Source organism: Leclercia sp. GLN_9 (assembly GCF_043105735.1).
Classification (GTDB): domain Bacteria; phylum Pseudomonadota; class Gammaproteobacteria; order Enterobacterales; family Enterobacteriaceae; genus Enterobacter; species Enterobacter adecarboxylatus.
This window is the reverse complement of sequence record NZ_JBICLV010000046.1, coordinates 1-13,932: the sequence shown is the minus strand read 5'-3', so window position 1 is coordinate 13,932 and position 13,932 is coordinate 1. Positions and strand designations below refer to the sequence as shown.

General features: G+C 58.6%; 11 protein-coding genes. 8 read left to right on the top strand and 3 right to left on the bottom strand.

Annotated elements, in window-relative coordinates:
- The first annotated feature begins 108 nt into the window (after nt 1-108).
- Nucleotides 109-801 carry an aspartate/glutamate racemase gene (locus ACF8PE_RS22790; RefSeq protein ID WP_032613794.1) on the top strand — a complete coding sequence of 231 codons (693 nt, stop codon included), beginning with the start codon at nt 109-111 and terminating at the stop codon, nt 799-801.
- Here the strand turns inward: ACF8PE_RS22790 and ACF8PE_RS22785 are convergent.
- Complete coding sequence (locus tag ACF8PE_RS22785; protein WP_150872336.1) at nt 788-1,726, bottom strand: LysR family transcriptional regulator; 939 nt, start codon at nt 1,724-1,726, stop codon at nt 788-790. The two genes, ACF8PE_RS22790 and ACF8PE_RS22785, sit on opposite strands and share 14 nt — an antisense overlap.
- 121 nt (nt 1,727-1,847) lie before the next feature.
- On the opposite strand from ACF8PE_RS22785, the gene lysA reads away from it, so the two are divergent.
- Nucleotides 1,848-3,110 carry a diaminopimelate decarboxylase gene (gene lysA / locus ACF8PE_RS22780; RefSeq protein WP_150872334.1) on the top strand — a complete coding sequence of 421 codons (1,263 nt, stop codon included), beginning with the start codon at nt 1,848-1,850 and terminating at the stop codon, nt 3,108-3,110.
- On the opposite strand, the gene ACF8PE_RS22775 is transcribed toward lysA, so the two are convergent.
- Nucleotides 3,080-4,117 (bottom strand): LacI family DNA-binding transcriptional regulator, encoded by a 1,038-nt coding sequence (locus ACF8PE_RS22775; protein ID WP_150872332.1) that lies wholly within the window; start codon nt 4,115-4,117, stop codon nt 3,080-3,082. The genes lysA and ACF8PE_RS22775 overlap by 31 nt on opposite strands.
- A 291-nt stretch (nt 4,118-4,408) precedes the next feature.
- Between ACF8PE_RS22775 and ACF8PE_RS22770 the strand changes: the two genes are divergently transcribed.
- The 4 genes from ACF8PE_RS22770 to ACF8PE_RS22755 all read left to right on the top strand — a co-directional run bounded on the left by ACF8PE_RS22770 (nt 4,409) and on the right by ACF8PE_RS22755 (nt 8,507).
- Nucleotides 4,409-5,746 carry a PTS transporter subunit EIIC gene (locus ACF8PE_RS22770; protein WP_336995087.1) on the top strand — a complete coding sequence of 446 codons (1,338 nt, stop codon included), beginning with the start codon at nt 4,409-4,411 and terminating at the stop codon, nt 5,744-5,746.
- Nucleotides 5,743-7,170, top strand: coding sequence for a glycoside hydrolase family 1 protein (locus ACF8PE_RS22765; RefSeq protein WP_032613784.1), 1,428 nt, complete (start codon nt 5,743-5,745; stop codon nt 7,168-7,170). The genes ACF8PE_RS22770 and ACF8PE_RS22765 overlap by 4 nt, the downstream gene beginning before the upstream one ends.
- 90 nt (nt 7,171-7,260) lie before the next feature.
- Entirely contained in the window at nt 7,261-8,034 is a 774-nt protein-coding gene (locus ACF8PE_RS22760; protein WP_032613782.1) for a GntR family transcriptional regulator, read from the top strand.
- Nucleotides 8,031-8,507 (top strand): GNAT family N-acetyltransferase, encoded by a 477-nt coding sequence (locus ACF8PE_RS22755; RefSeq protein WP_032613780.1) that lies wholly within the window; start codon nt 8,031-8,033, stop codon nt 8,505-8,507. Before ACF8PE_RS22760 ends, ACF8PE_RS22755 begins: the two co-directional genes overlap by 4 nt.
- On the opposite strand, the gene galR is transcribed toward ACF8PE_RS22755, so the two are convergent.
- Complete coding sequence (galR, locus tag ACF8PE_RS22750) at nt 8,468-9,484, bottom strand: HTH-type transcriptional regulator GalR (RefSeq protein WP_392495317.1); 1,017 nt, start codon at nt 9,482-9,484, stop codon at nt 8,468-8,470. The genes ACF8PE_RS22755 and galR overlap by 40 nt on opposite strands.
- Before the next feature lie 621 nt (nt 9,485-10,105).
- Between galR and aas the strand changes: the two genes are divergently transcribed.
- Together aas and lplT are read left to right on the top strand one after the other, a co-directional pair.
- A complete protein-coding gene (aas, locus tag ACF8PE_RS22745) occupies nt 10,106-12,265 on the top strand; it encodes a bifunctional acyl-ACP--phospholipid O-acyltransferase/long-chain-fatty-acid--ACP ligase (protein ID WP_150872328.1) in 2,160 nt (719 codons plus the stop codon).
- A complete protein-coding gene (gene lplT / locus ACF8PE_RS22740) occupies nt 12,258-13,451 on the top strand; it encodes a lysophospholipid transporter LplT (RefSeq protein WP_392495316.1) in 1,194 nt (397 codons plus the stop codon). Before aas ends, lplT begins: the two co-directional genes overlap by 8 nt.
- The last annotated feature ends 481 nt before the right edge of the window (nt 13,452-13,932 follow it).

The following is a 13,932-nucleotide window of genomic DNA, read 5'->3' as shown; positions in this document are numbered from 1 at the left end:
GTTTCATTTAATTTATCCCAGTGCCGGGTAAAAGGAAATGTGAAACCAGAGAACTGGAAACTCGATCACAAGTTTGCTTCACTGGGTAAAACCGGAAAGGAGAGCGCGATGAAAACGATTGGCCTGTTGGGAGGAATGAGTTGGGAATCCACCATTCCGTATTACCGTCTGATTAACGAGGGGGTGAAGCAGCGCCTGGGGGGATTACACTCGGCCAGCCTGCTGCTGCACAGCGTCGATTTTCATGAGATAGAAGCCTGCCAGTCCAGCGGTGACTGGGAGAAGGCTGGCGCGATCCTGGCGGAGGCAGCGCTGGGGTTGCAGGGAGCAGGGGCGGAGGCCATTCTGCTTTGTACCAATACCATGCACAAAGTCGCCGGGCAGATTGAAGCGCGCTGCTCGCTGCCGTTCCTGCATATCGCCGATGCCACCGGGCGGGCCATTACCGCAGCGGGCATGAACCGTGTGGCGCTGCTCGGCACCCGCTACACTATGGAACAGGATTTCTACCGCGGGAGGCTGACGGACCAGTACGGCATCGAGAGCCTGATCCCGGACGAGGCAGATCGGGCGCGCATCAATCAGATTATCTTTGAGGAGCTGTGCCTCGGCACCTTCAGCGACGCATCGCGGCACTACTACCTGAGCGTTATCCAGAAGCTGGCCGATCGCGGGGCGCAGGGGGTGATCTTTGGCTGCACCGAGATCGGCCTGCTGATCCCGGCGGATGAAAGCCCGATCCCGGTGTTCGATACCGCTGCGATCCACGCCGCCGATGCGGTGACGTTTATGCTTTCGTAGCGGGCGAAGTTAAAAGCCGCTCCAGCGGGTCAATAAGGGTGCTCAAGCCCTGTTGCAAATGGGCGCTAAAGGCATCCACCAGCGCCGAGGCCGGGCGGTGCAGGGGGCGGATCAGGCTCACCGTAAAGGGCACCGAAATACTGAACCGGCGGATCGCAATTCCGCTGTCGGCATAATCCAGCGCCGTCAGCGGATTCACCACTGATATCCCCACTCCCGCCCGCACCATCGCACAGATCGAGGCGGCGCTGTGCGTCTCCACCACCATGCGTCGTTTCACCTGATGTTCGGCAAACAGGGTATCCAGCAACTGCCGGTAACTGTCGGTGCGCGACAGGCTGATGTAGTTCTCGCCCTGAAAGTCTGCCGGCGTCAGCACCGCTCTGGCAGCAAGCGGATGCCCGGCGGGCAAAACGCACACTTCATCTAATGACAGCAGTTCGTGGCGCGCGGTACCCGCCGGGGTCGCGAGGGTTTCGGTCAGGCCCAGATCGTGGCGCTGGGCCGAGAGCCATTCCTCCAGCAGGGGCGACTCCTGCGGGACGATAGTCAGGTTCACGTCCGGGTAGCGGGCGAGAAACGGCTGCAGCAGGGCAGGCAAAAACGACTGGGAGAAGACCGGCAGACAGACGACAGACAGCTCGCCCTGGCGAAATTCTCGCAGGCTATCGGCGGCACTGACGATGCGATCCAGCCCGTACCAGGAGCGCTGCACCTCTTCGAACAGCCGTAACCCCTGCACGGTGGGATGCAGCCGCCCGCGTGTGCGCTCAAACAGCGTCAGGCCGATCACCTTCTCGAAGCGCGCCAGCTCGCGGCTCACCGTCGGCTGCGAGGTGTGCAGCAGGCGCGCGGCTTCGGTGAGGTTTCCGGCGGTCATCACGGCGTGGAAAATTTCAATATGGCGTAAGTTTACTGCGGGCATGGAAGGCGACCTGGTTGCGCGTAATCCATATCATTTTTGCATAGACTGCCGATAAAACGATATTTTTTATTCTCTTCGGGCTGTGGCGTAATCATAAAAAATTGATTTCCCGGAGAGCACCATGCCACGCCCGCTGAACAACACCGATACCGATCTGAACGCCAACAATTTGCTGCGCCTGCCTGCGGAGTTTGGCTGCCCGGTCTGGGTCTATGACGCGCAGATTATCCGCGACAAAATTGCGGCACTGCATCAGTTTGACGTGGTGCGCTTTGCCCAGAAAGCCTGCTCCAACATCCACATTCTGCGCCTGATGCGTGAGCAGGGCGTCAAGGTCGACTCCGTGTCGCTCGGTGAAATCGAGCGTGCGCTGGCGGCAGGCTACGATCCACAGGCCGACCAGGATTCCATCGTCTTTACCGCCGATCTGATCGACAGCGCCACCCTTGCCCGGGTGCATGAGCTGCAGATCCCGGTCAACGCCGGTTCGGTGGATATGCTGGAGCAACTGGGGCAGGTATCGCCGGGCCATCGCGTCTGGCTGCGCGTCAATCCGGGCTTTGGTCACGGTCATAGCCAGAAGACCAACACCGGCGGCGAAAACAGCAAACACGGTATCTGGTACAGCGATCTGCCCGCGGCACTGGAAGTATTGCAGCGCTATAACCTGAAGCTGGTGGGTATCCACATGCACATTGGCTCCGGCGTGGATTACGGTCACCTTGAGCAGGTGTGCGGCGCGATGGTGCGCCAGGTGATTGAGTTTGGTCAGGATCTGGAGGCGATCTCCGCGGGCGGTGGGTTATCCATTCCGTATCGCGAAGGGGAAGAGGCGATCGATACCGATCACTACTTCGGTTTATGGAACGGCGCGCGAGACAAAATTGCCGCCCATCTGGGTCACCCTGTGAAGCTGGAGATCGAGCCGGGGCGTTTCCTGGTGGCGGAATCGGGCGTGCTGGTGGCCCAGGTGCGCAGCGTGAAGGCGATGGGGAGCCGTCACTTCGTGCTGATCGACGCGGGCTTTAACGATCTGATGCGTCCGTCCATGTACGGCAGCTATCACCACATTACCGCCCTGGCGGCGGACGGCCGGGATTTAACCCAGGCACCGGTGGTGGAGACGGTGGTGGCCGGGCCGCTGTGCGAATCCGGGGATGTCTTTACCCAGCAGGAGGGCGGGAAAGTGGAAACCCGCGCACTGCCGCAGGTGGTGCCGGGGGATTATCTGGTGCTGCACGATACTGGCGCGTACGGTGCGTCGATGTCCTCAAACTACAACAGCCGTCCGCTGCTGCCGGAAGTGCTGTTTGATAAGGGCGAGGCGCGGCTGATCCGCCGTCGCCAGACCATTCAGGAACTGCTCTCGCTCGAACTGTTCTGATCGAACCAGGGTCCCGTCGCCACCGAATCGCGCAGTACCAGCGTGCCGGTAAACGGCGGGATCGCTTCGATCGGCTCGTTCTTGGTCAGCCGGATCGCCTGATCGATAGCGGTGGTAATCATGTTGTCGATCGGCAGATAGACGGTAGACAGCGCCGGTTCCAGCCACTTCGCGCAGGGCGCATCATCAAACCCGAATAACGACACGTCCTGCGGAATGCGCAGCCCGGCCTGGTGCAGCGCCTTCGAGGCTCCGAGAGCCATATCATCATTACAGGCAAACAGGGCGCTGAACGGCACCTTGTCGTTCAGTAACTCCTGACACAGCTCATACCCGCGGGTCATCCCCGAATCGCCATATTTTACCCGGCTCTCATCCCAGGGAATGCCGTGCTTTTCCAGCGCCTTGCGATAGCCGGCCAGTCGCGCCTTGCCGGTGGGGGTGTGGATCGGCACCGTCATACAGGCGATCTCCCGGTGCCCCTGGCTTATCAGGTACTCCACAGCACTGAAGGCCGCCGTCTGCTGCTCGAAGAACACGCAGCGCTCCCGGGCCTGGCTGACGTCGCGGTTGATCGCGATAAGCGGCATCTGCACGCTGTTGATGAGCTTCATGATCGCTTTTTCGCTCATGTAACGGGTATAAAGCACGATGGCATCGCACTGGCGATCGGCCAGCATCTGCACCGCTTCCTCTTCCCGCTCCGGGGTATCGTGACCGTCGGTGACAATCAACTGTTTGCCGTGCGTTTCGGTCTGACGCGAGGCCTGCTGCAGCAGGCGGCCAAAGTAAAAACCGTCAAAGGTCGAGACCACCAGACCAATGCTGTTGCTGGTCCGGTTCGCCAGCGATCGCGCCAGAAAATTGGGGCGATAGCCCAGCTCTTCCATCGCGTTAAACACCTGCTGACGGGTACTCTCTTTGACCTGACCTGTGCCGTTCAGTACGCGCGACACCGTGGCTTTCGACACGCCCGCGCGCAGTGAGACATCCAGCATTGTTGCCATTTGTTCTTCCTGCTTCCACGTTATGCTCGCAAGTTTATCACAGACGTTCAGGGGCATAAGCCGGACGGGAAGGGCAAAACCCCCATCAGGATCACGCTTTCTGGCAACGGGTTGCGGACCACGTAAAAGTGGCATACCAAAGTGATTATAAATTACTCTCTGGGATACCTCTTCCCGCGTTGGGAGCTTAATCACAGAACAAATCGTGACTGGAAGCTATTTTTGGTATGCCAATAGAAGCCGGCTGTACACCTTATCCCAATAAAGGCCCTTTTACTGAGGTATTACCCCATGGCATTACAGGAAAAACTGATCAACTCTCTGGGCAGTTTCGCCACTAAGTTCAACAGTTATCGCTACATCATGGCGATAAAGTCCGCCTTCATCACCTTAATGCCGGTCATCATCGTGGGCGCGTTTTCGGTGCTGATCTCCAACATGGTGCTGGATCCGAAAAATGGCTTAGCCAGCTTTCAGTCGCTCTCGTTTCTTGCCACGCTAAAACCGATCACCAGCGCCCTGAACTACGCCACGCTGAACTTCCTTAATATCGGAGCCGTGTTCTTAATCGGCATCGAGCTGGGGCGCATCAACGGCATTAAGTCCCTGTTCCCGGGGCTGCTGGCGGTGATCTGCTTTATCTGCGTCACCCCCACCACCGTTGAGATGATGGTCGATGGCGAAATACACATCGTAAAAGATGTGCTGCTGCGCCAGTTCTCCGATACCCGCAGCCTGTTCCTCGGCATGTTTATCGCCATCCTGTCGGTGGAGATTTACTGCTGGCTGGAGGGACGCCCGGGGCTGAAAATCAGAATGCCTGACACCGTGCCGCCGAACGTGTCGGCCTCGTTTTCGGCGCTGATCCCGGCGATCATTACTACTACCCTCATCGCCACCTTTGGTTTTGTGTTCCATCAGGTGACCGGCATGTACCTGTACGATGCGGTCTACCAGGTGGTGCAGCAGCCGCTGGAGCGGGTGGTACAAAGCCTGCCGGGGATCCTGCTGCTGATGTTCGTCGCTCAGTTGTTCTGGGTGATTGGTATCCACGGTAACCAGATGATCAAACCGATCCGCGAGCCGCTGCTGCTGGGGGCGATCACCGTCAACATGAGCGCCTTTGAGCAGGGCAAAGAGATCCCGAACATCATCACCATGCCGTTCTGGGATGTGTACATGAGCATCGGCGGCTCGGGCCTGACCATCGGCCTGCTGATCGCCGTGATGATCGGTACCAAACGCAAAGAGATGAAGGAGATCGCCAAGCTCTCCATCGGCCCGGGGATCTTTAACATCAATGAGCCGGTGATCTTCGGTATGCCAATCATGCTCAACCCGATTCTGGCGATCCCATTCATCATCACCCCGCTGGTGACCGGCTCCATCGGTTACTTCGCCACCGTCACCGGTTTTGCCGGTAAAGCCGTGGTGATGGTGCCCTGGACCACACCGCCGCTGATCAACGCCTGGCTCTCCACCGCCGGTTCGATGGGTGCGGTGGTCACGCAGGGTATCTGCATCATTACTGCCGTCCTGATCTACCTGCCGTTTGTGAAAATTGCTTCACGCCGCGCTGAGCAGGCTGCGATTCAGGCCGCCAACAAGGAGGCGACAAATAACGCATGAGCATAAAACAGATGACTATCCCCGAGGATTTTATCCTTGGGGCGGCGGCCTCCGCCTGGCAAACCGAGGGCTGGAGCGGCAAGAAAGCCGGGCAGGATTCGTGGATCGATCTCTGGTACAAAAACGATCGTCAGGTGTGGCATAACGGCTACGGCCCGGCGGTCGCGACCGATTTCATCAACCGGTTCCGTGAAGACGTGGCGCTGATGAAGCAGGCCGGCCTGACCCACTACCGCACCTCGATCAACTGGTCGCGTTTTCTTACCGATTACGAAAACGCCACCGTGGATGAGGAGTACGCCGCCTATTACGACGCGCTGTTTGCGGAGATGCACCGCCAGGGCATTGAGCCGATGATCTGCCTTGAGCACTACGAGCTGCCGGGCGTCTTGCTGGAAACCTACGGCGGCTGGGCGTCAAAGCATGTGGTGGAACTGTTCGTGCGCTATGCCGAAAAAGTGTTTGCCCGCTATCACCATCAGGTGAAGCGCTGGTTCAGCTTCAACGAGCCGATTGTGGTCCAGACCCGGGTCTATCTCGACGCGCTGCGCTGGCCGTATGAACAGAACACCAGCACCTGGATGCAGTGGAATCACCATAAGGTGCTGGCGACGGCGAAGGTGGTGAAGCTGTTCCGTGAAAAAGGTTATCGCGGTAGCGTGGGCTGCATTCTTAACCCGGAGGTGACCTATCCGCGGTCGCGCGCGGCCCATGATGTGAAGGCCGCTGAGATCTACGACCTGTTCTACAACCGGGTATTCCTCGATCCGCTGGTACACGGCCACTACCCGCAAGAACTGTTTACCCTGCTGGAGAAACATCAGGTGCAGTGGGACTACAGCGCCGAAGAGCTGGCGCTGATAGCGGACAACACCGTCGATGAGCTGGGGATCAACCTCTATTATCCGCATCGGGTCAAGGCCCCGTCCCGGGCATGGCATCCTGACACACCTTTCCATCCGGCCTGGTACTACGAACCCTTTGAACTGCCGGGGCGGCGGATGAACCCCTCCCGTGGCTGGGAGATCGCCCCGCGGATTATTTACGACATGGCGATGCGGATCAAAAACGACTACCGCAACATCGACTGGTTTGTCGCCGAAAGCGGGATGGGAGTGGAAAACGAAGGCCAGTACCGCAACCGCGACGGGATCATTGAGGACAGCTACCGCATTAACTTCATCAGCGAGCATCTCTATTACACGCTGCTGGCGCGGGAGGAGGGGGCAAACTGCCACGGCTTCATGCTGTGGGCCTTCACCGATAACGTCTCGCCAATGAACGCCTTTAAAAACCGCTACGGCCTGATTGAGATCGATCTGGCGGATAACCGCGCCCGACGCCCCAAAAAGTCGGCCAGCTGGTTCCGGCAACTGCGTGATGAGCGTGTGCTGACTCTGACCATTGATGACGAATGGAAGTAGCCGCAGATCGCGACGCTTCTGGTAACATAGTGCGCAAACTGGCCGGGAGGATGCCCGGCCCGCGCATTAACTCACAGTACAGGTGATAACGTGGATAAGGCTGTCGTCCCGGCGGAAAAGAAGCAGTACCAGGAGATTGGCGAAGATTTACGCGCCCAGATCATCCATGGGCACTATCCCGTAGGCTCGCGTCTGCCGCCGGAGCGCAATATCGCGGAAACCTACGGCGTCAGCCGCACCATCGTGCGGGAAGCGCTGCTGATGCTGGAGCTACAGGGCACCGTGGATATTCGTCAGGGGTCCGGCGTCTACGTGATGCGCATCCCCGAAGAGCATGAAAACGAGGAAGAGCGTCTGTTAAAAAGCGACGTTGGCCCGTTTGAAATCTTACAGGCGCGCCAGCTGCTCGAAAGCAACATCGCCGCTTTTGCTGCCAAAATGGCGACCCGCGCCGACATCGACAACCTGCGTCGCATCATCGAGCAGGAGCAGCGGGCGATCGCCGCCAATGACAACAGCCAGGACAACAGCAAGATGTTTCATCTGGTGCTGGCAGCCGCCACGCAGAATCAGATGCTGCTGGCGACGGTTGAAAGCGTCTGGCACCACATGGACAGCAGTCCGCTGTGGCAGCAGTTCAACGTCCATATTGCCAGCCGGGCATATCGCCTGAAGTGGCTGGGCGACAGACAAACCATTCTCGCCGCCCTCCGCCGCCGCGACGTAATGGGAGCCTGGCAGGCCATGTTCCAGCATCTGGAAAATGTCAAAAAGAGCCTGCTGGAGTTCTCCGATGAAGACGCCCCGGACTTTGACGGTTATCTGTTTGAGTCGGTGCCCCTTTTCCAGGGGAAGCTGGTGTGAAGATCCAACCGCTGTACGCCGCCCCGCAGCATGCGGAGCAGGTGATCGACTGGCTGTGGCAGGCCTTTGGCGACGGCCTGTCGCGCGATTTTTTCGCCAGCGTCGTGACCTACAGTCAGACTCCGGGCGCGCTGCCGCTCACCTTTATTGCCACCGAGGGCGAGCAGTTACTTGGCACGGTGGGGTTATGGCGCTGCGATCTGATCACCCGCCAGGATCTCTACCCCTGGCTGGCGGCGCTCTATGTGGATGAAGCGGCGCGCGGGCAGGGGCTGGCGGGCAAATTACAGCATCATGTGCAGAGGTATGCCGCAGAGAACGGACATCGCGAGCTGCATCTCTGGTCAGCCTGCCGCGATTTCTATGAACGCTACGGCTGGCACTACATCGGTGACGGCCTGGAGTACCCGGACAAAACCGTGCACCTGTACCGCTATTCGCTGGTGGACTCTGCCGGCGGCGTGACCGAGTGACGGCGCACCAGCGTCGGGCTGAACACGTGGGTGATCTCCGGCGGCTGGCGTTTATCCGCCAGTGACAGCGCCAGCTCCGCCGCCTGGGTCGCCATTGTGACAATCGGGTAGCGCACCGTGGTCAGCTGCGGGCGAACATAGCGGGAGATAAGAATGTCATCGAAGCCGATTAGCGAAATATCTCCCGGCACGTCAATCCCGTTATCGTTTAATACGCCCATCGCCCCGGCCGCCATTGAGTCGTTATAGCAGGCAATCGCCGTAAAGTTACGCCCGCGTCCCAGCAACTCCGTCATGGCCTGCTCGCCGCCGCGCTCATCGGGTTCGCCATAGGTGACCAGACGATCGTTGCAGGGCAGGTCGTTTTCGCGCAGCGCATCGTAATAACCCTGTAGCCGGTCTTCGGCATCAGAGATAGGGTGGTTAGAGCAGAGGTAGCCGATGCGGGTATGGCCCTGCTGGATCAAGTGGCGAGTGGCAAGCCAGGCGCCATAGCGATCGTCCAGAGCCACGCAGCGCTGTTCATAGCCGGGAATAATGCGGTTCACAATGACCATGCCGGGGATCTGCTTCATCAGATGGACGAGCTCATCATCCGGCAGCTTCTTCGCATGCACCACCAGCGCCGCGCAACGGTGACGAATCAACTGCTCAATCGCCTGACGCTCTTTCTGTTCGTTGTGGTAGCCATTGCCGATCAGCAGAAAATTGCCGGTGTGGTAGGCGACCTGCTCCACGGCTTTCACCATCGCGCCGAAAAAGGGATCTGACACATCGCCCACCACCAGCCCGACGGTGTCGGTAGACTGCTGGGCCAGCGCCCGGGCGTTGGCATTAGGGTGATAGTTCAGTGATTCCATCGCAGCCAGCACCGCCTGACGGGAGGTTTCGCTGGCTTTGGGTGAATTGTTGATGACGCGTGAAACCGTGGCAACAGAAACACCCGCCAGTCGGGCCACATCCTTAATTGTCGCCATTCTCTACCTTCTCATTGGGGTAAGCGTTTACACACTAATTAGTGTTGCGGAAAAGTCAGGTGTATTCAAGCGCAGGGCGGTGAGGCATTTCACAAAGGTGATACAGGGCTGCGGAAATTGTGTAATCGTTACACAGCGAAGCGTGACAAAGGCGGGTGAATTTGAATCTTTGGTTACACTTTGCCTCAGGCTGTTGCGATTGTCTGCTGGCAGGGAAAGAGTCGCCATTGCTACATTTGAGATCCCAGAGGTATTGATAGGTGACGTTAACCCGCGGTTAACTGCCAAGCTTTACACCAGCCTGCGTTCTTACGCAGGTTTTTTTTGCTTGTTGTTCAACATGTAACAGCCGCAGATAAAATTCACACCTGGTTGCACTTCGGCTCATTCGCTTGCTTTTTAGCACTGGAGAAGTCGGGTGCCAGACGCCACAATCAAGATCCCAGAGGTATTGATTGGTGAGAATTCTTAGTACGTACTGCGTACTCATCTCTTGCACCAACCTGCGCAGATGCGCAGGTTTTTTTTTGTCTCTATCCGGCTGTCGCTCCTGCTGCACTTCTCGTGTAATCTGCCACAATTTACCGTAACCCGACAAATTGAAAGGCAAAGGGAGTTGAGATGTTATTTGGGTTCTTCCGCACGCTGTTCCGTATTCTTTTTCGTGTCCGTCTGACGGGCGACACCCAGGCATTGCACGCCGGGCGCGTTCTTATCACCCCCAATCATGTCTCCTTTATTGACGGCATTCTGCTGGCGCTGTTTTTACCCGTGCGGCCGGTGTTCGCGGTCTATACCTCTGTCAGCAAGCAGTGGTACATGCGCTGGCTGACATCACTGATTGATTTTGTTCCGCTCGACCCGACCAAACCGATGATGATCAAAAACCTGGTGCGTCTGATTGAGCAGGGGCGTCCGGTGGTGATCTTCCCGGAAGGGCGCATATCTATCACCGGCTCGCTGATGAAAATCTATGACGGCGCGGGTTTTGTGGCGGCGAAATCCGGTGCCACCGTGGTGCCGGTGCGCATTGAAGGCGCGGAGCTGACCTTTTTCAGCCGTCTGAAAGGGCTGGTGAAACAGCGCTTGTTCCCCCGCATTACCCTGCATCTGCTGCCGCCGACCACTTTGCCGATGCCCGATGCACCTCGCGCCCGCGATCGACGTAAAATCGCCGGGGAGATGCTGCATCAGGTCATGATGGAAGCCCGGATGGCGGTGCGCCCTCGCGAAACCCTGTACGAGTCGTTGTTGTCGGCGATGTACCGCTATGGCGCAAAGAAACACTGCATCGACGATATCAATTTTGCTCCTGACAGCTATCACAAGCTGCTGACCAAAACCCTGTTTGTTGGCCGTATCCTTGAAAAATACAGCAAGCAAGGGGAAAAGATCGGCCTGCTGCTGCCGAATGCCGGGATCAGCGCCGCGGTGATCTTTGGTGCCGTCTCCCGCGGGCGTATTCCGGCGATGCTGAACTACACCGCAGGGGTGAAAGGACTGAGCAGCGCCTTCACCGCCGCGCAAATCAATACTGTGTTTACCTCACGCACGTTTCTCGATAAAGGCAAACTCTGGCATCTGCCTGAGCAGCTCACCCAGGTGCGCTGGGTCTTCCTCGAAGATCTGAAAGCAGAGGTCACCGCGGGCGATAAGCTTTGGATTTTTGCTCACCTGCTGATGCCGCACCTGGCGCAGGTGAAACAGCAGCCGGAAGATGCCGCCGTGATCCTCTTTACCTCCGGCTCGGAGGGGAACCCGAAAGGGGTGGTCCACAGCCATAAAAGCCTGCTGGCCAACGTCGAGCAGATTAAAACTATCGCTGACTTCACCGCCCGGGATCGCTTTATGTCGGCGCTGCCGCTGTTCCACTCCTTTGGACTGACGGTGGGGCTGTTCACGCCGCTGCTTACCGGTGCCGAAGTGTTCCTCTATCCTAGCCCGCTGCACTATCGCATTGTGCCTGAGCTGACCTATGACCGTAACTGTACGGTGATCTTTGGCACCTCGACCTTCCTCGGCAACTACGCCCGTTTCGCCAATCCGTATGATTTTCACCGCGTGCGTTACGTGGTGGCCGGGGCGGAGAAATTACAGGAGAGCACCCGCCAGCTGTGGCAGGACAAGTTTGGCCTGCGCATCCTGGAAGGCTACGGCGTGACCGAGTGCGCGCCGGTGGTCTCTATTAACGTGCCGATGGCGGCGAAGCCCGGCACCGTCGGGCGCATTCTACCGGGGATGGACGCGCGTCTGCTCGCCGTTCCGGGCATTGAAGAGGGCGGACGCCTGCAGCTGAAAGGGCCGAACGTCATGAACGGCTACCTGCGGGTAGAAAACCCGGGCGTGCTGGAAGCGCCAACGGCAGAAAATATCAACGGCGAGGTCGAAACCGGCTGGTACGACACCGGCGATATCGTACGCTTTGACGAGCAGGGCTATGTGCAGATCCAGGGCCGCGCAAAACGCTTTGCCAAAATCGCCGGGGAAATGGTGTCGCTGGAGATGGTTGAACAGCTGGCGCTGGCCGTTTCGGCGGACAAAATGCACGCCACTGCAGTGAAAACCGATGCCAGTAAAGGCGAGGCGCTGGTGCTCTTTACCACCGATAGCGAGCTGAAGCGCGAGCAGTTGCTTCAGAAGGCGCGAGAGCATGGCATTCCTGAGCTGGCGGTACCGCGCGATATTCGCTACTTAAAACAGCTTCCGGTGCTGGGCAGCGGCAAGCCGGATTTTGTCACCCTCAAAGGCATGGTTGACCAGGCGGAGCCGCATAATGAGTGAGTCAGTACACACTAACACCTCAATCTGGTCGAAAGGAATGATGGCGGTCACCGCCGCCCAGTTCCTCTCTGCCTTTGGCGATAACGCACTGCTGTTTGCCACCTTGGCGCTGCTCAAATCCCAGTTTTACCCGGACTGGAGTCAACCGATCCTGCAGATGGTGTTTGTGGGCGCTTACATCGTTTTCGCCCCCTTTGTGGGTCAGGTCGCGGATAGCTTCGCGAAAGGGCGAGTGATGATGTTCGCCAATAGCCTGAAACTGCTGGGTGCTGCCAGCATCTGTTTTGGCGTGAACCCGTTTATTGGCTATACGCTGGTAGGGATTGGGGCGGCAGCCTACTCACCGGCTAAATACGGCATCCTCGGCGAGCTGACGACCGGGGATAAGCTGGTCAAAGCTAACGGGCTGATGGAAGCGTCAACCATTGCGGCGATCCTGTTGGGTTCCATGGCGGGTGGGGTGCTGGCAGACTGGCATGTGCTGGCGGCGCTAGGCGTTTGTGCCGTGGTGTATGGCGGTGCGGTGATCGCCAACGTCTTCATCCCGAAACTGCCGGTGGCGCGTCCGGGGCAGTCCTGGCGTTTTACCCCGATGACCGCCAGCTTCTTTAACGCCTGCCGCGTACTGTGGCAAAACGGTGAAACCCGCTTCTCGCTGATGGGGACCAGCATGTTCTGGGGCGCAGGGGTCACGCTGCGCTTCCTGCTGGTGCTGTGGGTGCCCACAGCGCTGGGCATTACCGATAACGCCACGCCAACCTATCTCAACGCAATGGTGGCGGTGGGGATCGTTCTCGGCGCGGGTGCCGCGGCGAAGCTGGTGACACTGCAAACGGTGGCCCGCTGTATGCCTGCCGGGATCCTGATTGGCGTGGTGGTGCTGATCTTCGCCCTGCAACATGCGCTGTTACCGGCCTATGCGCTGCTGTTCCTGATGGGGATCTGCGGGGGCTTCTTCGTGGTACCGCTCAATGCGCTGCTGCAGGAGCGCGGGAAACATACCGTTGGCGCAGGCAATGCCATTGCGGTGCAAAACCTCGGTGAAAACGCCGCCATGCTGCTGATGCTCGGGCTTTACTCGCTGGCCGTGAAGGTGGGGGTGCCGGTGGTGGGCATTGGCGTTGGATTTGGTGGCCTGTTTGCGCTGGCGATTGCGGCGCTGTGGGTGTGGCAGCGTCGGTGGTAATACCGCGCCGGGCTGTCCGGTCTGATGCCCTCATCCTGAGCCACTCTCTTTGAGAGAGGGCGCAAATATTAAAAAAGGCAACTCAGGTTGTAATGCCAGTCAGTTAAACGATTCGGTATTTATAAGTGACTGAAGTGGACAGGTTCCGTTCACTAAAGCACCTCTGCTTTATGCCCCCTCCGCTGCGGTGAACGTGCCAGGGGGGCTCGCCGCCTCCCTCCTGGCTACCCCGGCTCCCGGCCAGGAAAATCGCCGCTTCGCGGTGCACTCAGCTTATCCCTTCAGGCTTTCGGGTCGGGCACCAGCCTGCATCCCTGCAGGCTATGCCCTCCCGGCGCGTCCCTGCGCCTCGCCCCGGCCTGCGGTCAACGCTTCGGCGATTTTCAGCCGGATTCACGCTCCCTCACGCTTCTCAGCTATCTGAATATGGCACCGGTGTTGAGTCCCCGCTGAAACCGGCGAACCGGAGACCGGATGACAA